General features: G+C 45.3%; 26 protein-coding genes, 1 tRNA gene and 1 pseudogene. 17 read left to right on the top strand and 11 right to left on the bottom strand.

Going from position 1 to position 22,537, the window contains the following annotated elements:
• The 9 genes from GACE_RS08805 (at position 1) to GACE_RS08765 (ending at position 7,326) form a co-directional block, all read left to right on the top strand.
• A complete protein-coding gene (locus GACE_RS08805; RefSeq protein WP_048092793.1) occupies positions 1-597 on the top strand; it encodes a precorrin-8X methylmutase in 597 nt (198 codons plus the stop codon).
• Positions 581-1,504 (top strand): cobalt-precorrin-5B (C(1))-methyltransferase, encoded by a 924-nt coding sequence (locus GACE_RS08800; protein WP_048092791.1) that lies wholly within the window; start codon positions 581-583, stop codon positions 1,502-1,504. Before GACE_RS08805 ends, GACE_RS08800 begins: the two co-directional genes overlap by 17 nt.
• A gap of 204 nt (positions 1,505-1,708) precedes the next feature.
• A complete protein-coding gene (gene psmB, locus GACE_RS08795) occupies positions 1,709-2,344 on the top strand; it encodes an archaeal proteasome endopeptidase complex subunit beta (RefSeq protein WP_048093833.1) in 636 nt (211 codons plus the stop codon).
• Between the two features lie 25 nt (positions 2,345-2,369).
• Positions 2,370-4,280 (top strand): beta-CASP ribonuclease aCPSF1, encoded by a 1,911-nt coding sequence (locus GACE_RS08790; RefSeq protein ID WP_048092790.1) that lies wholly within the window; start codon positions 2,370-2,372, stop codon positions 4,278-4,280.
• A complete protein-coding gene (mobB, locus tag GACE_RS08785; protein ID WP_048092789.1) occupies positions 4,277-4,780 on the top strand; it encodes a molybdopterin-guanine dinucleotide biosynthesis protein B in 504 nt (167 codons plus the stop codon). The genes GACE_RS08790 and mobB overlap by 4 nt, the downstream gene beginning before the upstream one ends.
• Entirely contained in the window at positions 4,755-5,450 is a 696-nt protein-coding gene (locus GACE_RS08780; protein WP_048092788.1) for a uroporphyrinogen-III synthase, read from the top strand. Before mobB ends, GACE_RS08780 begins: the two co-directional genes overlap by 26 nt.
• Before the next feature lie 25 nt (positions 5,451-5,475).
• Complete coding sequence (gene pyrB / locus GACE_RS08775; protein WP_048092786.1) at positions 5,476-6,369, top strand: aspartate carbamoyltransferase; 894 nt, start codon at positions 5,476-5,478, stop codon at positions 6,367-6,369.
• Positions 6,366-6,824 carry an aspartate carbamoyltransferase regulatory subunit gene (gene pyrI / locus GACE_RS08770; RefSeq protein WP_048092784.1) on the top strand — a complete coding sequence of 153 codons (459 nt, stop codon included), beginning with the start codon at positions 6,366-6,368 and terminating at the stop codon, positions 6,822-6,824. The genes pyrB and pyrI overlap by 4 nt, the downstream gene beginning before the upstream one ends.
• 4 nt (positions 6,825-6,828) lie before the next feature.
• Entirely contained in the window at positions 6,829-7,326 is a 498-nt protein-coding gene (locus tag GACE_RS08765) for an ACT domain-containing protein (protein WP_048092782.1), read from the top strand.
• Here GACE_RS08765 and GACE_RS08760 read toward each other — a convergent pair whose 3' ends face one another.
• From GACE_RS08760 to tatC, 3 genes are read right to left on the bottom strand one after another with little or no spacing between them, the layout of a single operon-like run.
• Positions 7,327-8,760: a TrkH family potassium uptake protein gene (locus tag GACE_RS08760; protein ID WP_048093831.1), complete on the bottom strand. Its 1,434-nt coding sequence runs from the start codon at positions 8,758-8,760 to the stop codon at positions 7,327-7,329.
• Positions 8,757-10,058: a Trk system potassium transporter TrkA gene (gene trkA / locus GACE_RS08755; protein ID WP_048092780.1), complete on the bottom strand. Its 1,302-nt coding sequence runs from the start codon at positions 10,056-10,058 to the stop codon at positions 8,757-8,759. Before trkA ends, GACE_RS08760 begins: the two co-directional genes overlap by 4 nt.
• A complete protein-coding gene (gene tatC, locus GACE_RS08750; RefSeq protein ID WP_048092778.1) occupies positions 10,055-10,774 on the bottom strand; it encodes a twin-arginine translocase subunit TatC in 720 nt (239 codons plus the stop codon). The genes trkA and tatC overlap by 4 nt, the downstream gene beginning before the upstream one ends.
• A gap of 83 nt (positions 10,775-10,857) precedes the next feature.
• Here tatC and GACE_RS08745 point away from each other — a divergent pair, with 83 nt between their 5' ends.
• From GACE_RS08745 to GACE_RS08725, 5 genes are all read left to right on the top strand, one after another.
• The gene (locus GACE_RS08745; RefSeq protein ID WP_048092776.1) at positions 10,858-11,985 is read left to right on the top strand and encodes an aconitase X catalytic domain-containing protein; all 1,128 of its coding nucleotides are present in this window, start codon (positions 10,858-10,860) and stop codon (positions 11,983-11,985) included.
• On the top strand, positions 11,982-12,389 hold the full coding sequence (locus tag GACE_RS08740; protein ID WP_048093829.1) for a DUF126 domain-containing protein: 408 nt from the start codon (positions 11,982-11,984) through the stop codon (positions 12,387-12,389). Before GACE_RS08745 ends, GACE_RS08740 begins: the two co-directional genes overlap by 4 nt.
• Positions 12,367-13,383 carry a site-2 protease family protein gene (locus GACE_RS08735; RefSeq protein ID WP_318249187.1) on the top strand — a complete coding sequence of 339 codons (1,017 nt, stop codon included), beginning with the start codon at positions 12,367-12,369 and terminating at the stop codon, positions 13,381-13,383. Before GACE_RS08740 ends, GACE_RS08735 begins: the two co-directional genes overlap by 23 nt.
• Before the next feature lie 22 nt (positions 13,384-13,405).
• Complete coding sequence (locus GACE_RS08730) at positions 13,406-13,960, top strand: NUDIX hydrolase (protein ID WP_318249186.1); 555 nt, start codon at positions 13,406-13,408, stop codon at positions 13,958-13,960.
• A gap of 71 nt (positions 13,961-14,031) precedes the next feature.
• A complete protein-coding gene (locus tag GACE_RS08725; protein ID WP_048092774.1) occupies positions 14,032-14,973 on the top strand; it encodes an FtsZ/tubulin family protein in 942 nt (313 codons plus the stop codon).
• On the opposite strand, the gene map is transcribed toward GACE_RS08725, so the two are convergent.
• Together map and GACE_RS08715 are read right to left on the bottom strand one after the other, a co-directional pair.
• Positions 14,963-15,820 carry a type II methionyl aminopeptidase gene (map, locus tag GACE_RS08720; protein WP_048092773.1) on the bottom strand — a complete coding sequence of 286 codons (858 nt, stop codon included), beginning with the start codon at positions 15,818-15,820 and terminating at the stop codon, positions 14,963-14,965. The two genes, GACE_RS08725 and map, sit on opposite strands and share 11 nt — an antisense overlap.
• Positions 15,817-16,923, bottom strand: coding sequence for a M24 family metallopeptidase (locus GACE_RS08715; RefSeq protein WP_048092771.1), 1,107 nt, complete (start codon positions 16,921-16,923; stop codon positions 15,817-15,819). Before GACE_RS08715 ends, map begins: the two co-directional genes overlap by 4 nt.
• Before the next feature lie 203 nt (positions 16,924-17,126).
• On the opposite strand from GACE_RS08715, the gene GACE_RS08710 reads away from it, so the two are divergent.
• Positions 17,127-17,200: transfer RNA gene (locus GACE_RS08710), tRNA-Lys, on the top strand.
• A 369-nt stretch (positions 17,201-17,569) separates the two neighbouring features.
• Here the strand turns inward: GACE_RS08710 and GACE_RS08705 are convergent.
• From GACE_RS08705 to GACE_RS08695, 4 genes and pseudogenes are all read right to left on the bottom strand, one after another.
• On the bottom strand, positions 17,570-17,959 hold the full coding sequence (locus GACE_RS08705; RefSeq protein WP_048092768.1) for a type II toxin-antitoxin system VapC family toxin: 390 nt from the start codon (positions 17,957-17,959) through the stop codon (positions 17,570-17,572).
• Positions 17,943-18,179: a ribbon-helix-helix domain-containing protein gene (locus GACE_RS08700; protein WP_048092766.1), complete on the bottom strand. Its 237-nt coding sequence runs from the start codon at positions 18,177-18,179 to the stop codon at positions 17,943-17,945. The genes GACE_RS08705 and GACE_RS08700 overlap by 17 nt, the downstream gene beginning before the upstream one ends.
• 87 nt (positions 18,180-18,266) lie before the next feature.
• Positions 18,267-18,410, bottom strand: a pseudogene (locus GACE_RS12020) (integrase); the annotation flags it as partial.
• 18 nt (positions 18,411-18,428) lie between these two features.
• Positions 18,429-18,680 (bottom strand): hypothetical protein, encoded by a 252-nt coding sequence (locus GACE_RS08695; protein ID WP_148305954.1) that lies wholly within the window; start codon positions 18,678-18,680, stop codon positions 18,429-18,431.
• A gap of 221 nt (positions 18,681-18,901) precedes the next feature.
• Between GACE_RS08695 and GACE_RS08690 the strand changes: the two genes are divergently transcribed.
• Complete coding sequence (locus tag GACE_RS08690; RefSeq protein WP_048092762.1) at positions 18,902-19,318, top strand: hypothetical protein; 417 nt, start codon at positions 18,902-18,904, stop codon at positions 19,316-19,318.
• Positions 19,319-19,409: 91 nt separating this feature from the next.
• Here the strand turns inward: GACE_RS08690 and GACE_RS11785 are convergent, their stop codons facing one another.
• Positions 19,410-20,744 (bottom strand): AN1-type zinc finger domain-containing protein, encoded by a 1,335-nt coding sequence (locus tag GACE_RS11785; RefSeq protein WP_084063709.1) that lies wholly within the window; start codon positions 20,742-20,744, stop codon positions 19,410-19,412.
• 236 nt (positions 20,745-20,980) lie between these two features.
• Here GACE_RS11785 and GACE_RS08680 point away from each other — a divergent pair, with 236 nt between their 5' ends.
• On the top strand, positions 20,981-22,126 hold the full coding sequence (locus GACE_RS08680; RefSeq protein WP_048092760.1) for a hypothetical protein: 1,146 nt from the start codon (positions 20,981-20,983) through the stop codon (positions 22,124-22,126).
• A 241-nt stretch (positions 22,127-22,367) separates the two neighbouring features.
• Here GACE_RS08680 and GACE_RS11935 read toward each other — a convergent pair whose 3' ends face one another.
• Positions 22,368-22,496, bottom strand: coding sequence for a hypothetical protein (locus GACE_RS11935; RefSeq protein ID WP_318249185.1), 129 nt, complete (start codon positions 22,494-22,496; stop codon positions 22,368-22,370).
• Positions 22,497-22,537: the final 41 nt, after the last annotated feature.

The raw sequence follows: 22,537 nt of genomic DNA, 5'->3' as shown, positions 1-22,537 counted from the left end.
ATGGGCAACGTCACGTTAGATGCGGACGAAATTGTGAGGAAGAGTTACGGGATTGTGGAGAAGTATGTCAGGGGAGAAACTCTGGAAGAAAAAGTCATTCAGAGGTGCATAATTGCAACCGGAGATCCGAATGTAAAGGATCTAATCGTTTTTAAAGGAAACGCTGTTGAGGCAGGAATACTGGCGGTGCTTGAGAACACAACAGTTGTGTGCGATGTGAACATGGTTTCTGCGGGGATAAACAGGAGAAGGTTCAGAGGGGATGTGTTTGTGGCCGTTAAGCATGGGAATGACACCAGACTTACGAGAGCCATGTGCGGAATGTACGCTCTGAGGGAAAAGGTGGATGGAGGAATCGCCATTGTGGGCAATGCACCATCTGCGGCAATAGCTCTTTACAATCTCGTGCAGGAAGGTGTGAGGCCAAAGTTCATCATAGCAACGCCCGTGGGGTTTGTGAATGCCAGTGAGTCGAAGGAAATGATCCGGGAGCTTGATATTCCGTCAATCACGACCGCAGGCACGAGAGGTGGCTCGACACTCGCAGTTGCCGTGTTCAACGCCCTCGTGAATCTTGCTTATGAAAGACCCTCTTGAACTTTACAGTTACCCGGAGGAATGGGTCGAAAGGGAGGCAGAGAAGACAGGCCCTGACAGAGTGAGGAGCAGGATAGAGTCAGGACTTTACATTCTCACCCACAGGGGATGGCTGAAGAGAGGTATAACAACTGCGACAACCGCCTCAGCTTCGGCGATAGGAGCGATAGCATCCCTTTTCGGAGAAAGTGAGAAGGTCGAGGTATGGACTCCCGCCGGGATATATGTCGAGGTGGGAGTTAAAGCAAAAAACGGGGTGGCAGTGGCAAAAAAATTCTCTGGAGACCACTCGTTTGATGTCACTGACGGTGTTGAGATAAGAGCAGAGGTGAGTGAAAGTCTCGAGTTTGGAGAGGGTATTGGTAGGTTCAGACGAAAACCTGCTGTCAGTCTCTCGGCCAGGAATCAAATTCTCAGAAATATCGAAATGACAAGAGCAAAATACGATTATGATGGTTCAGTCAGAATAACTATTCCCAAAGGTAATGCTTTAGCCACTCTCACGGACAATCCCCGAATCGGAATAAAGGGTGGGATTTCCATCCTCGGAACCACTGGCTTCGTCGAACCCTGGTGTGATGAGCTTGTTGATGCCAAGGTGATGATAGCCAAGCAGTATGATCGCGTGGTGCTCACGACAGGCAGGAAGGGGTGGAAGTGGGCGAGAGAAAATCTGAAAGGTTTTCAACCGTTCGTCATGGGGGTTTATTTTGAGAAGGCTCTTCGGGAGCTTGATGGGGAGATAGTCATCGCCGGGCTGCCGTCTCTGATTATCAAGTGGGCGATTCCGGAGATGAGGGGAAAAATCCTGAGGGGGATTGATCCTGAAAAATACAGAAAGACAGTCCTTGAAAAAGCAAGGGAGATAAACAGCAACGTTTTGGATGTGATTCTTCTGAGGAGTTAGATTTCCATCTCTGCCGGTTAACGGTTTTCGGGCAGGGAGGCAAATGACCCCTTGCAGGGTGTGTTTTGTGCTTTTGATCTTGGCGGTTATGCATATAACAATACATCAAACGCAAAACTTAAAAACATTCTGGGTAAAATGTTTACAGCCATCGGGCTTTTCTTCGAAAAATCCAGAAAAAAGGAGATGTTTATGATGCCAGAAATGTTACAGGATAAGGTGTATAAAGGAACGACAACCGTAGGGATAGTGTGCCGTGACGGCGTTGTGATGGCAACGGAGAAAAGGGCAACAATGGGTCACTTCATTGCCAGTAAGAGGGCCAGAAAAATCTACCAGGTCTCTGACAGGGTTGCGATGACAACTGCGGGAAGTGTTGGTGATGCACAGTTCCTTGCGAGGCTTATCAAGGTTGAGATGAATCTCTATGAGGCACAGAAAGAAAAAAGACCTACGGTTAGGGCGATAGCCACCATGACTTCTAATCTCCTCCACTCAACAAGGTACTTCCCGTATCTTGTTCAGCTGCTCATTGGAGGGGTGGATGAAAATGGTGCGAGTGTATTCTCCATAGACCCTATTGGGGGAGCTATTGAGGAGACAGACATAGTTGCGACAGGTTCAGGCTCTCCAATGGCGTACGGTGTGCTTGAAGATGCCTACACAGAGGGTCTGACAGTGGATGAGGCAGTTGAGCTTGCGGTGAGGGCAATAAACTCAGCAATGAAAAGAGACTCTGCAAGCGGTGATGGGATCGATGTGGTAAAAATAACTCCAGAAATGTATTATGAGCTTAGGAAAGAGGAAGTTGAGCAGATTCTCTCAAAATTCAGAAAATAAATCTATTTTGTCAGGTTAGGGTATCATGTCAAGCAAGGAATACATCAGGCAGTTAAAGGAGAAAATCAGGGAGCTGGTCCCGGAAAGTGTAAGAATTAAAAACATTGAGTTTGAGGGGCCGCTCCTTGTAATTTACGTGGACAATCTTCAGGAGTTTGCCGAAGCTGGAGATGTTGTAAGGAGGCTTGCAAAAGACCTGAGGAAGAGAATCATTGTGAGACCTGATCCAAAGAACCTCAGACCTCCAGAAGAAGCAAAGGAAATCATCAGGCAAATTGTGCCTGAAGAGGCACAGATTACGGGATTTTTCTTTGATGAAGAGAATGGTGAGGTCATAATTGAGGCGGAGAAGCCCGGGATCGTCATCGGAAAGAATGGTGTTACACTCAGAGAAATAATGAAGGCCGTTGGATGGAGTCCCAAAGCCGTGAGGACCGCCCCTCTTAAATCAAAGACCATAGAAAACGTCAGGGAGTTTCTAATAAATGTAAAAGATGAGAGGAAGGAGATTCTCAAAAGAATCGGAGAAAGGATTCACAGGGGGACGATTTATGAGGACAGGTGGGTCAGAGTAACGTTTCTTGGTGGTTCGAGGGAGGTTGGAAGGAGCTGCTACCTCCTGCAAACTCCTGAAAGCAAGGTGCTCATAGACTGCGGAGTCAATGTTGGAAATGTTCATCAGTCTCCTTACTTCTATGTGCCTGAAATTCAGCCCCTCGACAGTATTGATGCGGTCGTAATAACTCACGCTCATCTTGATCACTGTGGTCTGCTGCCCATCCTCTTCAAATACGGTTACAGGGGGCCGGTTTATCTCACGCCACCAACCAGAGACCTTATGGTCCTCCTTCAGCTCGACTTTATCGAGGTTGCAGCGAGAGAGGGGAATCCAACTCCGTATGAGTCCCAGCATGTCAGGGAGGCCTTGAAGCACACGATACCTCTTGATTACGGAGTTGTTACGGACATAACTCCTGATATAAGGCTCACATTCTACAATGCAGGTCACATTCTCGGCTCTGCGATTGCACACTTCCATGTGGGGGAGGGGCTGTACAACATCGCCTTCACCGGCGACTTCAAGTTTGAAAAAACAAGGCTGTTCGACAGGGCATTCACGAACTTTCCGAGAATCGAGGGCCTCATAATGGAGGCGACGTATGGTGGAGCAGAGGATTTCCAGCCTTCGAGAAAGGAGGCTGAGGAAAAACTGATAGAGGTCATAAAGAGAACTATTGAACGTGGAGGAAAGGTGCTCATTCCGACTTTTGCGGTGGGAAGAAGCCAAGAGGTTATGATAGTTCTCGAGGAGGCAATAAGGAACGAGATACTTGAGCCTGTTCCTGTGTATCTCGACGGGATGATCTATGAGGCAACGGCCATCCACACGGCCTATCCCGAATACCTCAACTCTCACCTGAGGGACCTTATCTTCCACCAGGGTATTAACCCGTTCATAAGTGAAAGCTTTGTCAGGGTGGACTCTCCGGGCAAGAGACAGGAGGTTATAGAAAGCTCCGAACCATCTGTGATTCTGGCCACTTCCGGTATGCTCAATGGCGGACCCGTCATGGAGTACTTCAAAACCTTTGCCCCAGACGAAAGGAACACGATAGTCTTCGTGGGTTATCAGGCTGAAGGGACGCTTGGAAGGAGGATTCAGAAAGGGTGGAAGGAGGTGCCACTACCGTCATCCGGAGGAAAGAGAGATGTTGTAACAATCAATATGGAAGTTGAGACCGTTGATGGGTTTTCGGGACATTCTGACAGAAAACAGCTTTTGAATTATGTGCGGGCGCTGAAACAGAAACCTGAGAAGGTTATAACGATTCACGGTGATGAGAACAAATGCATAGAACTCGCCTCAGCAATCTACAAGACCTACAGGGTTGAAACCCGTGCCCCAATGAATCTGGAGACGGTGCGATTCCTATGACGAGGCTGATAAGCTTTGTTGGTACTTCAAACAGCGGCAAAACCACACTTCTCACGAAAATCATTCCGAAGCTCAGGGAAGAGGGGCTGAAGGTTGCGGTTGTAAAGCACCACGCACACGGTGATTTTGAGATTGACAGGGAGGGTAAGGATTCCTGGAAGCTTTACAGCAGCGGTGCAGATGTTATAGTCTCATCTCCCGTAAAAATGGCATTCATAAGAAGAGCCGAAAATGACAGCCTTGACTGGATTTTCGAGAGATATCTGGACGGAGATTACGACCTTGTTCTTACAGAGGGGTTCAGCAGAGCGGGAAAGGATAGGATTGTCGTGGTAAACCGGCCTGAAGAAATTGGCAGGTTCACTCATGGGAGAATTCTTGCCGTGGTTTGCGATGCTGATGTTGACGGCTATCCGGTCTTCAAGAAAGACGACGTTGGTGGAATAGTCAGATTCATTCTGGAGTTTGTCAGAAATGAGGGTCGCTGTATTCAGACCTGAGGAATATCTGAGCGGGACAGCGGACCTCCTGAGGAGCCAGGGTTATGACGTTCTGGCAGTGCCGATGATAGGCATTGAGGAAAATGATGTGAGTGTGAGGGATGCGGATTTCACGGTAATAACGAGCCAGACCGCAGCCAGAATAGCCCTGAAGAAGAACCTTCTGAGGGGGACAATAATAGCCATCGGGCCAAAAACGAGGGATGTTCTTGGCAGGGAGTCCTTGCTTCCCTCGAAATATGATTCAAAAACCCTTTATGAGGAATTCAGAGAAATGGTTGCAGGCAAAAAGGTAAATTTGCTGAGGAGTGATAGGGGCGACCCCGTTTTGAACAAACTTTCAGAGGTGTGTGATTTAAAGGAATATCAGCTTTACAGAATAGTGCCACTGAAAGGCACAATGCAGAAGGAGGCTGTGAGGGAAATCGCCGGGGGCAGGGTGGATGCAGTGATTTTTTCAAGTTCAATGATTGCTGAGAGCTTCATGGAAAATGCAAGAGAGATTAATCTTTTTGAAAGAGTCGTTGGACAGCTCAACAGAATTGTAACTGTTGCGATAGGCCCGCCAACGGCAGGAAAGCTCAAGAATTTCGGCGTGAAGGCACTGATTCCGGAAGAATACACCCTGGATGGAGTGATTTCACTTTTAAAGAGGTTGCAAAGCGCTTAAATATATCCTCTTCAATCAGATTTTGATGTCGAAATTCAGGAATCTCATCTCCATAGATGACCTCAGCAGGGGGGATATCGAACACATTCTTTCAAGAGCTGATGAGTTTCTGGATGTTGCAAGAGGCGAAAGGAAACTCAGGATCCTTGAGGGAAAACTTCTTGCCAACATCTTCTTTGAGCCTTCCACAAGGACAAGGATGAGTTTTGAGTCTGCAATGAAAAGGCTGGGGGGCGATGTGATCAATCTTGGAAGCCTTGAGGCTTCAAGCTTTGCCAAGGGAGAGAGTCTTGCAGATGCGCTTAGAGTTGTTGAGCAGTATGCTGATTGCATAGTGCTGAGGCATTACAGAGAGGGGGCTGCGAGGTTTGCAAGCGAGATATGCAGTATTCCGGTGATAAATGCAGGAGATGGGGCAGGACAGCATCCAACTCAAACCCTGCTGGATCTTTATACAATAAAGAAAGAGGCGAGGCTTGACAATCTGAAAATCGCTCTTGTAGGAGATTTGAAGTATTCAAGGACTGTTCATTCCCTGATAAAAGCTCTTGCCCTCTTCAACGCCAGGATATATCTCGTGTCTCCGGATTCCCTTAAGCTTCCGGAAGAAATGCTTGAAATGGATGTCAACTTTGTGGAGTGCGACCTCAAAACAGCTATCGAGGAAGTGGGTGTAGTTTATGTAACAAGAATTCAGAAAGAGCGCTTTCCTGATGAGGAGGAATACAGAAAGGTTGCCGGAAGTTACAGGATAACTGCGGAGATGCTTGGAGACAGCGATGCAATAATCATGCACCCTCTGCCAAGGGTTGACGAGATTGCCTATGATGTTGACGGCCTGAGAAATGCTGTTTACTTCAGACAGGCCTTTTACGGCGTGCCTGTAAGAATGGCGATTCTTGCGGAGGTGCTGTTATGAATCTGCTCACAATCAGCAAGATAAGGGATGGGACCGTCATAGACCACATCCCTTCAGGCAAGGCCCTCGAAGTTCTGAGAATTATTGGTGTGAGGAGCGGGAGCAGAGAGAGGGTCAGCATGGCTATGAATGTTGAGAGCAGCAAAATGGGAAGAAAGGATATCGTGAAGGTGGAGGGAAAGTACATTGGTGAGGAGGAGCTGAACAGAATCTCTCTGATAGCCCCGGAAGCTACAATAAACATAATCGAGAACTACGAGATAGTCAGGAAATTCAAGGTTTCGCTGCCTGAAAGGGTTGAGGGCATACTCAAATGTCCCAACAGAAACTGCATATCCAACGATCCGAGGGAACCGGTCCTGGCCAGATTCAGAGTAGAGAACAGCGGTGGCGTTGTGGCGAGATGCGAATACTGTGGGAAGAAAGTTTATGAGATAGAAAGGTACCTGGTGTGAGACCATGTGGAGCAAAATTCGGGAAAAATTTGAGAGGTACCCCTCGCAGATAGCCGTTGCAAAGGAATTCTTGAAGCTCGGCATCTCTGTTAGGGATGGTAAGGCCTACTGTGGCAATATTGAGCTCGTCCCGACAAAAATAGCCGATGCGGTTGGTGTTGACCGAAAGGTTGTGGTCTCGGCCATCCAGAACATAGAGGATGACGAAGAGCTTAGGAAGGTCTTTTCATCCCTCAGACCTGTTGCATACATAGCTGAAGTTGCCAGAATTCTTGGATTCGGTGTTCTTGAGGTTTATGCGGACAGTCAGAAACCGGGAATAGTCTCTGCTGTAACCCAGATACTTGCAAGGGAAGGAATATCCATAAGATACATGCTTGCTGAAGACCCCGAACTCAGCGTTGAAAGCAAGCTCACGGTGGTGACGGAAACGAAGATACCGGGCAAGCTCGTGGATGAGTTCCTTCAGGTTCCGGGAGTGTTCAAGATAGTTATTGGCTGACTACCACCTCTCCCTCCAGAATGAAGGTATGAAAAGCGAAAGGACTGTGAAGAGTTCGAGCCTCCCAATCCACATGTTGAATGCAAGCACGACCTTTGCAAGGGGGTGGAGTGAGGCATAGCTTTCTGTGGCCCCAACTGCACCAAGCCCTGGACCAACGTTGTTTATGGTTGCTGAGACTGCAGAGATGGATGATATTGCATCGAGTCCGGTAAGCGACACCAGAAATGTTGAAAAGACGAAGATCAGGACATATAATGAGAAGAATGCTGTGATGTTGTGCAGTATGTCCCAGTCAACCACCTCTCCATTGAGCTTTATCAGCCTGACGGATCTGGGTTCGGCGCTTTTCAGAATCTGATTGAGGGAATACAGGGAGAGCAGATATATTCGAATTACCTTAATTCCTCCACCCGTTGAGCCGGTCGAACCTCCTATGAACATGAGCATCAGAATCAGAATCTTTGCCGAGTCGCCCCATGCGTCAAAGTCGGCTGTGGTGTACCCCGTGGTGGTCATTATACTTGCAACTTGGAAAAATGAGTATCTTATGGATTCAAGCAAATCATAGCTGCTCAGGTTCATCGCTGTCAGTATGATTCCCGAGAGTATGAGGATAAATATGTAAAACCTGAATTCCACGTCTCTGAGGAATTTTGGCTTTCCGGTCAGCAAAAGATAAATCAGGACGAAATTTGAACCGCCGAGAACCATGAAAACGAAAATTATGAACTCGATTGCCGGGCTGTTGAAATACGCAACACTCTCCGTGTGCGTCGAGAAACCTCCGGTGGACAGGGTTGTGAAGGTGTGGTTTACTGCATCAAAAAATGAAACGCCAAGCAGTTTCAGGAACACAATTTCAAGCACGGTCAGTATCATGTAGGTTGCATACAGTCTTAATGCAGTGTCTCTCATCCTGGGCCTTATTTTCTCTATTTTCAGTCCGGGAACCTCAGCCTGTAGCAGAGTCTCTCCTTTCTTTGAGAGGGCGGGGAATATTGCAACGAAGAGAACGACAATGCCCATACCTCCGAGCCACTGTGTTAAGCTTCTCCACAGGAGCAGCGATCTGGGGAGGTTTTCCACTCTGTCAAAAATTGTGGCACCGGTTGTCGTGAATCCTGACATGGTCTCGAAGAAGGCATCTATGAAACCCACGCCGTAGTAGATGTACGGAATGGAGCCAACAAGAACTGTTATGAGCCATCCAAGCCCCACGATGGCGTAACCCTCCTTGTACTTTGCGTATTCGCTCTCAGGCCTTGATGAGACATAGAACACAATCCCGAGCGCCATCGAAATGACCATGGGTATTATGAATGCGGAAAGGTCTTCCCCGTATATGTGGGCCGATATGAGTGGCAGGATGAATATGAAAGAATAGTAAATCGAAATCTGACCCAGATAATTGACCACCAGTTTGGTGTTCATGCCACCAGCCTTTTTTTCACCTTTTCTACATTCTCCCACGTGGTTATGATGTATACTAAATCTCCCTTGCTTATCTCGGTATCTCCTTTGGCGATCTCGATCTCACCTCCCCTTCTGATTGCGACAATTATTGTGCTTTCGGGGAGCTTTATCTCCGAGACTTTTTTTCCTCCAATCCCGCTCTCGATCTCAAGAACCACGACGCCCTCCTTCACCTCTCCAATCGCCCTTATGTCCATTAGCCTGAGGAGTTTCATAACTTCGAGGTATGTTGCTCTTCTTGGCGAGACAGCAGCGTCAACACCCACCTTCTCAAACAGAGGTATGTACTCCTTTTTATCTACCTTGACAAACGCCTTTTTTGCCCCAAGACTTTTGGCAAGCAGTGCGATGAGCAGATTTTTCTCATCGCTTTCGGTGGCAACGATTGCAATATCTGCCCTGTCGATTTCCTCCTCCATTAGCAGGTCTATGTCGGTCGCGTTACCAACAATGACCTTTGTCCTCTTCAATTCCTTTTTTGCCCTTTCAGCGATGCTCTCATCCAGATCTATCATCTTGATGTTCAGATTTGATTTTTCGAGTATTTTTGCAGTATAAACACCGATTTCGCCTGCACCAACAATGAAAACGTTTCTCACAACTGGCTCGCCTATCACTCCCCTCAGAACCTGAATTTCCTCTTTTTTTCCAAATACTGCCAGTATGTCTCCGGGCAGTATTTCTGTATTTCCTCTCGGGAGCAGGATTTTGCCTTTTCTGTGTATGGCAGCAACAATAACGTTTTTCGGGAATCCTGCATCGGCAATCGTTTTTCCTGCGAGGAGCGAATTTTCCTTCACCGCCATCTCCACAAGTATCGCATCCTCAAGCTCTGCAAATTCCACAGAGCCGGGAATCGTTACCAGCCTTGCAAGATAACTGGCAAGAACGAGGTTTGGACATACGAGGACATCGTATCCCACAGGATGATTCCGTATCACCGGTTTGTCTGCGTATTCCGGCTTGTCTACCCTTACTATGACGGTTTTAACTCCCAGCTTTTTTGCAGCCAGAGCTGAGAGCAGGTTAATCTCGTCGTTGCCAGTAACTGCAAGAAACAGATCTGCAGATTCAATACTTGCTCTTTTGAGAACAGCAACGTTTGCTGCATTTCCCATCACAACCTCCACATTCAGCTTATCAACTTCCTGGGCTTTTGATAGATCACTCTCGATTACCGTGACATCGTAATCTTCAGCAAGCTCTTTTGCGATGTTGTATCCAACCTCGCCGGCTCCAGCTATCACTATCCTCATTGCGTATCCCTCTCAAATACCTTGGCTATTAATATACTTATCTCATACATCACGACAACTGCCGCAAGCACAATCATCTGGGTAACTCCTGTAAAATCGAGTGTGAGGTTTGTGGCGAGGATGAACACGACCACATACACGACCAGTCGTTTGTCTCTCAGCCACCTGTGGCTGACAAGCCCCAGCTTTACGGCTATGAGTGTTACAACCGGAATCTGAAATGATAACCCTACGGAGAGGGACAGCTTTACCGCGTTGTTCAGAGCTTTTCTCACTGACAGAAACGGCTCAGCACCAAAGTACTCAACAACCGTAACGCTGTAGAGTTTTGGCAGAATTATGTAGTATGAAAAGAGAACACCTATTACAAATGTTACGTATGAGAATGGTGCGAGCCTCCTGACGAACTCCCGCTCGTGAGGATAGAGTCCTGGCTTCATGAACAGGTATATCTGGTAAATTATCCAGGGGTATGTTACCAGAAAGGCGAGAAATGCGGAAATCAGAATTCTTGCAATCATGTATTCGGTAGGCGTGTAAACGACCATGTCTTTTTCGGGGAAAAGCTGCTGCCAGAGGAATGTCAGTATTCTGTCTGAAAAGTAAAAAAAAGCTCCCGTGGCCAGGAAAAAGGGTATGATACCCTTTGTAACCCTGTCCTTCAGTTCGGCAAGATGTTCTCTCAGCTCCATGTCCCGGTCTTCAGGTGGCTGCACAGCAGGGTATATGCACGGCTACATAAAAAGTTCATCCATGCTTTATGGAAACTGATTTATTTTTGTCCCCGAAATTTCATTCAATGTATCTCACGAAGGATGAAGAAATGCTGCTCGAAAGTGAGAACGAAACGGTAAGGAAGTGCATGGAAATTCTTGTGGCTCTTGGAGAGATATACGGGGCTGAAAGGCTCGTGGAGATAAAATCTGCACAAATTTCTGGAATTTCTTACGGGAATATTGGCGATGCCGGGCTTGAATGGCTTGAATCCCTGAACGCCAGAGTTGCGGTTAAGAGTTACGTGAATCCTGCGGGCATGGACATTGAGAAATGGCGAGAAATGGGTATTGGCAAGGAATTTTATGAAAAGCAGATGATGGTGCTCAGCGCTCTTAAGAGGCTGGGCGTAGAAATGACGCTTACATGCACTCCCTATTACATCGATACGCCCTCGTATGGGGACCACCTTGCATGGGCGGAAAGCTCTGCCGTGATTTATGCTAACTCCGTGATTGGGGCGAGAACCAACAGAGAGAGCGGAATTTCCGCCCTGGCCGCAGCGATTGTCGGTAAAACCCCGATGTATGGTTTGCATTTAAAGGAAAACAGGGCTCCGGAGATCAGAGTAATTGTCAGGGGGATTGAACCTGCGTATGCCGGATACGAGGTCGGGAAGCTGGTTGGTGCCAGCATCCCCTTTGTGGAGTTTGACAGAACGCTTTCTAAGGACGAACTCAAGGCGTTTGGTGCTGCACTGGCCGCAAGCGGTGGAGCAGGAATGTTCCATGTCAAGGGGCAGACCCCTGAATGGGAAGATTTCGATATTCTTGCAGAAAAAATCGAGGTCGAGCCGGATGTAGAGCTTGGAGGCTGTGAACCAGACCTCATAGCTATCGGATGTCCTCATTTATCACCTGATGAGCTTAAGGAGGTTTACACCCTTCTCGAGAGACATGGCAGGGTTAAAAGAGAGGTATGGCTCTTCACGTCGAGATCAGTAATGAATGAGTATGCTGAGCTTGTCGAAAAAATAAGAGGCTTTGGAGTCAGGGTTTTTGCGGATACGTGTATGGTTGTCTCACCGGCGAGTGAGAGGTTTGAATGTGTAATGGTCAATAGCGGAAAGGCTTTTGAGTATCTGCCCAAACTGAGGGGAGTAAAGGCCATTTTTGGCTCTGTTGAGGAATGCATAAGGAGGGCTGCCGAATGAAACTCAGAGTGAGGAGCATTTCAAGGGGCAGGGCTGAAGGTTATGCGATTGTTTCAAAAAAACCGGTATCCTTTCTGGGGGATGTCAATCCCGAAACCGGAGTAATTGTTGATTCGGACAGCGATATTTATGGTGAGAGCATAGCCGGGAAGATATTCGTCTTTCCTGAAGGCAGGGGATCTACTGTCGGCACGTACATCCTTCTGAGGATGAAAAAGAATGGATGCGCTCCTGCGGGGATTGTGATGAAAAAAAGCGAGGCTATTGTTGCTGTTGGCGCCATAATTGCGGAAATCCCGCTGGTGGATATGCCAGAAGCCAGCAGTTTCAACATGATTCGATCAGGGGATTTTGTCAGAATCAATGCTGATGAGGGGTGGATTGAAATTGAGAGAGAGGATTGAGAAGTATTTTCATGTTTACCATCATGAAAGGGGAGATGATTTTGAGAGGTATTATGTCCTGCCTCTTGTGAATCTCAATTCGGAGGAGGTGCAGTATCTCTTTCAGGAACTCTCTGAGAACTATGATGTGAGGTTGAAGACACATTTCGGTGAGTTCATTCTGGAACTGAAAAGGAGGAAGGAGAGTTACAGGTTGAACGTGATACTGTTCATCGCAACTTTTGCGAGCATCACGTTTACAGGATCCACGTTTTACGGCTCATTTGACTTAATTCTCGGTCTGAAATTTGCAGTTGCCCTTATGTTCGTTCTGGGAAGCCATGAGATGGGTCACTTCATCGCATCAAAGAGATGGGGGATGAAAGCGTCATTGCCCTACTTCATACCCTTTCCGACTATCATAGGTACCCTAGGTGCCGTAATCAGGCAGAGGGGTGTGATAAAGAGCAGGCGGGCATTGCTGGAGATAGGTGCTTCCGGTCCACTTGCCGGAGTCGTGGCGGCACTGATCGTCACCTATATAGGACTGAAACTGCCGGTTCCTGAACTGAGTGTTGAGGGTGGCGGTGGAATAATGCTCGGAGAGCCACTGCTCTTCAGATTCGTGGCAGGCGTTGCTGGATTTACCGGTGAGTACATTCATCCCGTCGCTTTTGCAGGCTGGGTGGGGATGTTTGTTACTGCTCTGAATCTAATCCCTGTTGGCCAGCTTGATGGAGGGCATGTGATGAGGGCGATGCTGGGAAACAGGGCTGATGCGATTTCGAGGATTTTTCCGTTTGTTCTGCTCGCTGCAGGATATTTCTTCAAGGATTCGGGGGGAATCTGGTTCTTCTGGGCAATACTGGCATTCTTCTTCTCGATGCAGAGGCATCCAAAGCCTTACGATGACAGTCCGCTGCCCCTGAGGTATCTCTTTCTCGGAATGGTAACGTTTGCGGTCGGGATTCTGTGCTTCACACCTGTCCCCTTCAAATTTGTGGAAGGCTTATAAAGGATGGCGAGGGAGTTAGACTGTGAGATTGCATGAAATGCTTGCGAACATCCTGGATTCAACGCTCGAATATGTGAGAACCGAGAGAATTGCGGCAATACTCATACCGATTGTAAACTCGGAACATCCTGAGATTGTGATGATCAAGAGAAAAAAGACACTGAGCAGGAGCGCAGGACACATAGCCTTTCCCGGTGGGATGAAGGACGAAGATGAAAGCCCGGTGGATACAGCTTTGAGGGAAACTGAAGAGGAAATTGGTGTTGATGCTGAAGAGGTTGAGGTTCTTGGCTTTCTGACCCCTCAGGAGGTTATTGAGCACAGGATAAAAATTCACCCTGTGGTGGGCGTGATTGATAAAGCGGAATTTGTAATAAATGATGCCGAGGTTGACAGGGTTCTCGTCGACAGACTCGACCTCGTTCTCAAATCGAGACGAATTGCTGACTGGGGACCCAATTTCGAGTGCGACGGAGAACTGGTCTGGGGAGCATCGAGCAGAATACTGGATGACCTGTACATGAGGATAATCCGGAATTTTGGCGGCATAGATGCTTTTTTCGAGAGGCTCGGTTAGCCTGACATTCTGCGAAACTCAACTTCGGTTTCGAAAAGTAATTTAAATTGAATTATTAAATTCAAATCTGAATGAAACTTCTGACCATAGGGACCGGGGATGCAGTGTGGATTGCAGATCTCTTTGCATCGAGGGGTGCGAGGGTAAACAACATCAGCCTTTTCAAGACGTTTGCAGTCGTGAACAGCGTTGATAAGCTCAAATCAATAAGGCACGTTGATGATAAGCGGAGATTTTACACCGTTTTCAGAGATGGAGATGTTGACGTCAGAAGCGCGTTCAACAGCATTCTCTCATTCAACGAGCTTTACGAAGCATCTCTGGTTGTATGCGATGTGGAGGATGAATTTTCCTTCTATTCAGCAGTGAGGTTTGGAGACGAGCTGGAAGTTGTAACCGAGGAGCCAAGGCTCTGCATCGCCATGATTCCTGAACTTTCGGATGCTTCAAGCGTCTCGATCTCTCTTCTGAGGGTGAAGAAACTGATGAATTCTTTCGACTATGTGTTTGTTTTTGAAAAAACACCCGGATTTGAGCACAACCTGCTCAAGGCGTTCAACGTGCTATCTCTCGTGGGCGAAATTGATGCAAGAAAACGGCTGAGCGGGGAGGTTGTCGTTGATACGAGTGACTTTCTCAATTCTCTTTCGGGGGACGGAGTAACAGTAACCGGGACTTCGGGAGAGATTCTGCCGTTCAAGATTATTAGAAGGCTGAGGGCAAGGAGTTCAAGCACGACAATTGCTGAAAGGACTGAAAGGATGGTCAGGCTTTATGAAACCTCGCTGACAACCATTGGAGCGAGATTTGAGATAGAAAGCGCGAGAAAAGCTCTTGTAGTTTTTTCAGGAGACCCTGATGAAATCACAATGGACGGAATGTTTGAATGCATAAAGGCGATTGAGCGGATGAATCCCGAAATGCTCGTCAGGTATGGAGACTACCCCATCCCGAATTCGAGAGAAATAAATATTGTCACTGTTTTTTCTGGCATAAAGAAGTTCAAGTTATGATCTCTGCTCCGCTCTCGGTAACAATTACTGTATGCTCTGCCTGGCTCACGGGTTCTCCGCTCACCTCTGAAAGCACGGGATATGCTCTCAAAATCCCATCCCTCACGAGCTTCGATATTATTATTTCTCTTGGGTTCGAAAGCCACCTTTTCGCAAATGGTAGCGTTCTGTACTTCTCAACCTCGGAGAGCAGTTCTCTTGCCATTTTCATTCTTACAGGTCTGCTGGAAATAACCGAATATATCTCGACCTCACTCCTTTCGACGACTCTTCCCTTTCCGGGTGTAATAAATGGTTCGATGGCAAATATCATCCCTTCCTCCAGCTTCACACCTCTCTCTGTTTTGTAGTTGTAGATGGACGGAGGGGCATGGGCGATGTAAGGCATGAAACCGTGCCCCGTTAGGTTGTAAACAGGCCTGAAACCGAAATCTATTGCGGTGTTCTCAATAGCCTCCCCTATTTCTGCCGTGGTTATTCCCGGCTCTATAATCTCGATGGCATTTTTAAGTGCCTCTTCAGCACACCTTACCAGCTCTTCATGATCTCCGAGATCGATGGTTATTGCCGTATCTGCGATATAGCCCTCGATATGAGCTCCAATGTCCAGCTTAACCAAGTCTCCATCTTTAAATACTCTCTCATCATTTTTTGAAGGCGTGCAGTGTGCTGCATCTTCATTTAGCGAGATGTTGCACGGGAACGCAGGTTCTGCGCCGAGTTCTCTTATTCTGTTCTCCACGAACTCAGCAACTTCAATCATTCTGGTTCCTGGTTGGATAAGCTTTACCGCCTCTTCTCTAACTGTTTTCAGGATCTTTCCCGCCTCAACATGCTTTTCCATCATCTTCCCAGCCTCACGTAATCTTCGAATTTCGTTAATATCTCACACCCGCCTTTTTTAACAACGACGGCATCCTCAACCCTCACACCGCCAACTTTTTCGTAATACAGGCCTGGCTCTACTGTTATGACCATCCCTGCTTTAAGTTCTTCCCCACCATCAAATATTCTCGGCTTTTCATGCACCTCAAGTCCCACTCCGTGTCCGGTGGAATGTATAAAGCCCTCTCTTGCCTTCTGTCTTGTTGTTCTGTATCCGTAAGATTCGAGGATATCACAAACCCTGAAATGAATATCCTCACCGCTTATACCTTCTTTCACCATGGATATCGCTGCGTTTTTCGCTTCTATGCATGCCATCAGCATGTCTTCAATTTCCCGATTCTCTTCAATTACAACTGTTCTGGTAAAGTCCGAATGGTATCCGGTTTTTTTGCTTCCGGGGAATATGTCAAAGATAACATGGCCTTCAACTTTCCCATGCCCGATGTCGTGAGGGTAAGCACTGCTTGCCTTTCCAGCAATGATCGTGTCCTGGGCAAGATAGCCTCTTTCGTACAGGTATGCTTCAACCCTGTTTCTCAGCTTTTCAGAATCTCTCTCCTTCTCAAGCAGTTTCAGAAAGAACTCAAAAGCGTCGATTATGGCGTTGCTCACGTCCCTTATGTGCTCTATCTCCTCTGGAGTTTTTATTTTCCTCATGTCCGCATAGGGATTTTCCACCACGTCCACATCAAAATTTTGAGCGAGCTTTTCGTAGATGAATGCAGGAAAATCATCCGGAACTAAGATTTTTCTGGCATGATGTGTTTTGAGCAGCTCAATATATGTCTCGGTGAGGGCTTCTTTTGCGTTTTTGCCCTCTTTTATTTTCTCGTAGAATCCGAGATCGTTCAGGCTTGCGATTTCTCTAACTCTGCTCTCCTTTTCTGCCCTCTTTTTTTCCATCTCGCTCACAACGAGCAGCTCCGTGCCATCATCACCTATCATGTAAAATGCGGGATCGGGAATCCAGAATTTTGTGGCATAGCGAAAGTTTGCGTTTTTCGAGCTGGCATACATTATGAAAAACTGCGCATCTCTGTCCCTCAGCAGAGAGAATATCATATCCCGTCATTATCTCAGGGGGTTATAAAATTTGGGGCGGATTGAATGGTGGGGGAATTTGCATTTTCAGAACGAGTGTCAGCGTGATTTCCCCTCGGGCTTAGTGCATATCGTCCGGACTTTCTTCCCACCTTTCACCGGAATTCCGTCCGGCATCAATCACCAAAAAATTGATAAATCGCTTCAGTGGGTTGGAGTGATAAGGGCCGGTAGCTTAGCCAGGCAGAGCACGGGACTCTTAATCCCGGTGTCGGGGGTTCAAATCCCCTCCGGCCCGTCACTTGTGTGTTTGAAGTGGAAGCTAATGGGTGATTAACCCACTTCAGAAACTCCAGGAGACGATTTTCGGGAAACTGGGACAGGTTAGGGATGCACTCCCTTGAAGCTTCTGGGGTGATATGGTGTGGTTGTTTACAGGGTGAAATTATTTCGGAATATTGTCAATGTATACACTCCAACTATGTGGTGTTACCGGGGATACCCGGTCAGTTCGTCTAACAATCTTTCGACAGGTCCATGTCTCGAGGAGTTCGAAAATTCTTTCGAGTTCCAAGGAAGGGGAATATTCTGATTTTTGCACCACAATCTTAGCACGTTCTAAGGTGATAACTGGGATTTAATGGGTGAAAAAGACAAACGGCATCACTCACTTTAAGGGATCCACCCTGACAATATTTTCAACTTCGTCAAACAGCCTGTCGGTTGATAGTATTCTTTCACCTTCATGGACTACATGAGCCAGATGTATCGAATCAAAAACATTCAGTTTTGGATACCTCTCAAGCAAGTCAGATGAAATTTCAAGAACTTCCTTGCTTAGGGGAAGGATCATGACACCAAGCTCTTTGATTCTTTCAGGAACCTTCACTGCCTCATCCCTTCCGAATTCTCTTACGAGCACAATCTGACACTCCACGATTGTAATCGCAGAGGTAACAAACTCCTCATCTATGGATTCGAGTTTTCTTTTCACGATATCTTTGAGCCAGTCTTTTTCCTTTATCTGAGATAGTATGACATCAGTGTCCGGATACATCCCTGACTCTCCTTTCAAGCCTTTCCTTGATTATTTCGTATGCGTAATCTTCAGCCTCTGCATGGACTCCTTTCTCAAGGAGAACCACGAGTCTTGCACCGTATCTGAGAGCTTCAGACCTTGAAGAAAATACTTTCTTTTTTACGAGCTCATCAAGTTCCTTAACCAGACCTTCAGGGAGGGAAACCGGGATTACAAGCCTTCCTTTCTCAGTTACCATATCTGTTATTGTTATACAATGGTATATTTAATTTGCTGATTACTGAAAGAGAGGAGTAAAAGAGGTGGAATCGATCCACAGTTGGGGTTAGATTGAGAATTTGTCAATCAGTTTCCGATATTCATCTCTGGCCAACTTCCTGAGGTTGTAGTAATGAGCTTTCCCAACAGTTGTTGGAGAGTGTCCCACAATAAACCGGACTGCCTCAGTTTTCAGTCCATGCTCTATGGCAAAGTTCTGGAACTTTCCTTATTTAAGCCATTTTTCAAATTCAGGTTTAAACTCCTCGTAGAAGTCTTTTAAGTCGAAAATCTCCGTTTCTACGGCTTTATTTTGGCGTTGCAATCCTCTTAATCCCGGTGTCTGGGGTTCAAATCCCCTCCGGCCCGTCACTTGTGTGTTTGAAGAGGATGCTAATGGGTGATTTACCCATTCTAAGAATTCTTTGAGTCTGGTTTCGAAGTTAGATGTAATATGAGATGCTGAAATTCGGGGATACATAATAAGATTATGGAATTTTTTAAAAATGAGATTATCTTTCGGAGAGTTGTTCACCTAAATAATAAATGTTTCTTTACCAGATTTCTATAGACTCCGTTCAAAAGTATGTTATATGGTGTGACGCCGGTGAGAATAACTTAGATGATTGGGTGAAAGATTATGCAGAAAAATACCTCTGACATAGATACTTTTAAAACATCCAAAAATCCATAAGTAGTAATATGGGATTAAACAATAGGAACGTACCAATAATCTTGCTTATCTCTTCTTCCATGATAACAGGTGCGGGTTACTGGATGGCAATACATCCTATTAAAATTTCAATCAGCACAGTCACACTTGGGCTTCATATTTTTGCGATTGGTGTGTTGCTTTTTGCTCTTTCTATAGTCGTTATTGTTTATGAGATGTTCATAAAAAAGGAGATTGAAAGAAGGGTTCCAAAAAACGATAGAAACCAGTATATGGCAAGCTACATTGCGGGAGTGTATGGTGGTTTAACTGTTTATGCAATCAATTTTGTTTTATCGTCTAAATCTTTCAGTGGGGCATTGTGGGCAGGTACTGGCTTTTTCTTCCTGTTTGTTGTTATGGGCTTGTTTGGATTGACTGCATTTGCTTTTATTTTAGAAAAATAGGGGTATCACCTCATTCCGATTGAACTAGAACATTTTTTCTAAAAAATCTCTCAAAAAGCTTGTTTTTTTGTGTTGCAAAGGCGAAATTTGGTTAGGACTGAACAAAGACAGTATATTCAAGAACTGTCCAGTAATTATCGCGCTCAGGGTCGAAAGGATGCTTAAGTCCACTTTTATTCTCTGCCCATATCACTACTGTATAGAAACCGGGGCCTTTAATTGGTCTTATTTTAAAGGAGATATCAAACTTTTGACCAGCTATGGTCCATTTTAAAGGTCTCCACGTCTCAACATCTTCGTAATAGGCTCGTCCCGGGACTACGCCAGCAATGGGGTCTCCTATGTCATAACTGTGCCTCTTATTGAATTCCTCTCTGGGTGGCGGATGATAATACACCATGACTCCTTCAAACTTCAGATCCTGGTTTAACTTCCCAGAAGCTGAAAACACCATATTGTCCACTTTGGGGACTTTAGTCCATTCTACATACTTTTTTGTCATGTGTAGAACCAATACCATTCTATTCGAGTCCCAAGCAACACCGATATCGACGTAATTGTTGCTGGGATCTAGGAGAGAATCTCTATGTCCCCAGTCGGACAACGCATCGTCATAAATCATACTCTTAACGCTTTTTACAGCGTAGTCGGGCACATCATTCGGATACAAAAACCCTCCAACAATTCGATATTCGCCACAATTTTCTTCCATTGCATAAACTCCTCCTTTCTGGGTGTAATAATAGAATGGAGGGTATCCTTCAGGATCGTAATGGCTAAAATAATCTCGCTTGATCATATCCTCTGCCCTAAATTGGGCAATTCCAGTGCTTATCAGCTTAACCGCTGGTAAATCTCTTTTCGTTCTCTCTTTATTAAGGTATTCAAGAACTGCATGGATTGTCTCATTCGTTATCTTCTCTCTTGATGGTGTTCTGATAACCTTTTGCAAAGTCTGATTTACACTTTTTTTGGCTTTATTTAACTCTTCCTTTACGTTCTCTACGACCTCGGTTTGTGTTGTATTGGGCAAAATTCCATCCAAGTCGTTAACCTTAATCGGCAAATTGCTGGTATTATAATAAACCCCGATTCCCAACAAGGCAATGAGCATGGATAATAACAAAATCTTTAATTTTGTTGACTTTCTTTTAGATTTTTTGTATTTTGGCTTTATTTTTTTGGATTTACCACTCTTTTTGGTTGGATCTTTGCTCGTTTTATGACTTGTACTGGGTTTGAATCTAACGGGGAGATATTCGTCTTCCCTCTTCAGGTTACTTGGCGATGCTCTTTGAAACCATAGATTAATACCAGAACAGTTATGCTTTGGAGGTAACCTGCAATCCTCGCAGAAAAGGTTTCCACAGTACTTACATCTGAAAGGTAGTGCAGCTTCTTTACCGCAGTGATGACACTTCGCCATATTTTAGACCTGAATTTATTTTGCTGAACATAACATTTTCGATATTTAATTGATCTATAAAGATGAGAAAGAACGGGGAAGACGGTCTTTAAATGCAAAAGAAGGAAAGATGCGTAATATTGATTATTCAACTGCATATTGCTACTAATTCTCCTCTACTTTTCCTGAATAGATTGAAATAATAGATTGAAAAGTTTAAAATAGTTATACACGAATAATTCTCTCGTGGGGGGAGAATGATGTCAGATGGTATGGGCGAAGTAAGCGATATTTACGAGTTTGTCACAAAGATCCTAAATCCTAGGTTAAATCATGTTATCGGGCTTCTTCAGAGTCATAAAAGCAATAAGAGAAACTTAGAATACAGGGTAGATTCGATCTCGGTTAGATGGAGACCTGTGGAAGAGTTAATTATCGGTAAGATTAATGACTGGAGGGATGGCATTTATAAAAAATATGGTAATCGAGAATTTGAGCTAATCAAAAGGGATTTTCTTAAAGATTATCACAATTTGATTTTGAATCTCTATCCTGAACTTAAGAAATTGGATATAAGTCTGTCAAAAGAGGTATTTGAGAATCTGTATGAGCTGGGCCGTGTACTGGAGCAACAGCTGACAGGATACATAGAATTGTTCTCGTATTACAATGTTATGGTAGAACAAGATATAAATATGTCTAATCTCAAAGAAAAAATAGCTTTTCTGGAACGGTCTCTGCGTGAAATGGAGGAAGAGTGTGAAAAGCTCGTTAATCGAATTGGAGATAGGGGAGGGAAAACAAGAGTTGAGGACTTTCACGACCTTATTACAAAACTTATCAATCCTAAATTAAATAATGTTATTGGATTGCTGTATGGTCATGGAGGCATAGAAGAAAAGACAAATAGGGTGGATTATACAACGGTAAAGCACTCTACTATTGAAGCACATCTTGCGAAGGAAATCGAAGAGTGGAGAGATGAAATTTATAAAAAATACAATGGCAAAAATCTTTTATCAATAAAAGAGGAGTTGATTGAAGATTATTATAAGTTTTTTAAGCAGCTTTATGATAAACTCATGAGAATCAATAGGGCTATAGCAAAGGATGTTTTCCAGATACTATACGTATTGGGTGAAAATTTAGAAGAGTCCCTGAGCGGAGAAAAAACACATTTCTCGGTATACGATATGATAATTGAAAAAAACAAAGAAATAAGCAAACTCAAGAACTCCATAATCGTTTTGGAAAATAAAATCAAAGAAAAAAAGAGTTTAATCAATGATATGTCCTCAGAATACAAAAAATATGGTAAAAGTCAATTTAAAAAAGGAATTGCACTGGGCTTCATTATGGGAATCGCAGTCATGAGCGCTCTTGTGTATCTGCTATTCCTTTGACATGGCTTTTCCCGTTTCATAACATAATTGTATGTGGATATAATCGGGAGACTGATCGAATCACGAAGAGCAATAATTGAAGGGTGGGAGAATTAAAGAGGCGAGCTATCCACAGTTGGGAGGGGTTATTCGCTTCATTAAACATTAGCTTAAGTGCAAAAATACCGGATGACTCCTAAAAGCCTGTGAGTAAAGTAAAAGGGATTGGATAGGAATTTTGCCCAATACTGCTGGATTTATCTCATGTCGGTCTGAACAGCCTGGGATCCTTCAGTATTTCGGCCGCATCTTTTCTCTCTTTCTCGTCCATTTTCATCACCTCTCGGTTGTTGTGAGTCTTAGTGACACAATGGCATATAAAGCTTTCCATTTTTGCCGCACCTTGGCAGTGCTGTGCCAAGACATCGCAGG

Origin of the sequence: Geoglobus acetivorans (genome assembly GCF_000789255.1) — an archaeon.
In the GTDB taxonomy this organism is placed as follows: domain Archaea; phylum Halobacteriota; class Archaeoglobi; order Archaeoglobales; family Archaeoglobaceae; genus Geoglobus; species Geoglobus acetivorans_B.
The sequence above is the reverse complement of the archived record's forward strand: the minus strand, read 5'-3'. Positions and strand labels throughout refer to the sequence as shown.

Coding starts and splice junctions, on each gene's coding strand:
- GACE_RS08805 (WP_048092793.1), top strand. CDS start 1: ATGGGCAACGTCACGTTAGATGCGGACGAAATTGTGAGGAAGAGTTAC.
- GACE_RS08800 (WP_048092791.1), top strand. CDS start 581: ATGAAAGACCCTCTTGAACTTTACAGTTACCCGGAGGAATGGGTCGAA.
- psmB (WP_048093833.1), top strand. CDS start 1,709: ATGTTACAGGATAAGGTGTATAAAGGAACGACAACCGTAGGGATAGTG.
- GACE_RS08790 (WP_048092790.1), top strand. CDS start 2,370: ATGTCAAGCAAGGAATACATCAGGCAGTTAAAGGAGAAAATCAGGGAG.
- mobB (WP_048092789.1), top strand. CDS start 4,277: ATGACGAGGCTGATAAGCTTTGTTGGTACTTCAAACAGCGGCAAAACC.
- GACE_RS08780 (WP_048092788.1), top strand. CDS start 4,755: ATGAGGGTCGCTGTATTCAGACCTGAGGAATATCTGAGCGGGACAGCG.
- pyrB (WP_048092786.1), top strand. CDS start 5,476: ATGTCGAAATTCAGGAATCTCATCTCCATAGATGACCTCAGCAGGGGG.
- pyrI (WP_048092784.1), top strand. CDS start 6,366: ATGAATCTGCTCACAATCAGCAAGATAAGGGATGGGACCGTCATAGAC.
- GACE_RS08765 (WP_048092782.1), top strand. CDS start 6,829: ATGTGGAGCAAAATTCGGGAAAAATTTGAGAGGTACCCCTCGCAGATA.
- GACE_RS08760 (WP_048093831.1), bottom strand. CDS start 8,760: ATGAACACCAAACTGGTGGTCAATTATCTGGGTCAGATTTCGATTTAC.
- trkA (WP_048092780.1), bottom strand. CDS start 10,058: ATGAGGATAGTGATAGCTGGAGCCGGCGAGGTTGGATACAACATCGCA.
- GACE_RS08745 (WP_048092776.1), top strand. CDS start 10,858: ATGTATCTCACGAAGGATGAAGAAATGCTGCTCGAAAGTGAGAACGAA.
- GACE_RS08740 (WP_048093829.1), top strand. CDS start 11,982: ATGAAACTCAGAGTGAGGAGCATTTCAAGGGGCAGGGCTGAAGGTTAT.
- GACE_RS08725 (WP_048092774.1), top strand. CDS start 14,032: ATGAAACTTCTGACCATAGGGACCGGGGATGCAGTGTGGATTGCAGAT.
- map (WP_048092773.1), bottom strand. CDS start 15,820: ATGATGGAAAAGCATGTTGAGGCGGGAAAGATCCTGAAAACAGTTAGA.
- GACE_RS08715 (WP_048092771.1), bottom strand. CDS start 16,923: ATGATATTCTCTCTGCTGAGGGACAGAGATGCGCAGTTTTTCATAATG.
- GACE_RS08705 (WP_048092768.1), bottom strand. CDS start 17,959: ATGTATCCGGACACTGATGTCATACTATCTCAGATAAAGGAAAAAGAC.
- GACE_RS08700 (WP_048092766.1), bottom strand. CDS start 18,179: ATGGTAACTGAGAAAGGAAGGCTTGTAATCCCGGTTTCCCTCCCTGAA.
- GACE_RS08695 (WP_148305954.1), bottom strand. CDS start 18,680: ATGTATCCCCGAATTTCAGCATCTCATATTACATCTAACTTCGAAACC.
- GACE_RS08690 (WP_048092762.1), top strand. CDS start 18,902: ATGGGATTAAACAATAGGAACGTACCAATAATCTTGCTTATCTCTTCT.
- GACE_RS11785 (WP_084063709.1), bottom strand. CDS start 20,744: ATGGCGAAGTGTCATCACTGCGGTAAAGAAGCTGCACTACCTTTCAGA.
- GACE_RS08680 (WP_048092760.1), top strand. CDS start 20,981: ATGATGTCAGATGGTATGGGCGAAGTAAGCGATATTTACGAGTTTGTC.
- GACE_RS11935 (WP_318249185.1), bottom strand. CDS start 22,496: ATGGAAAGCTTTATATGCCATTGTGTCACTAAGACTCACAACAACCGA.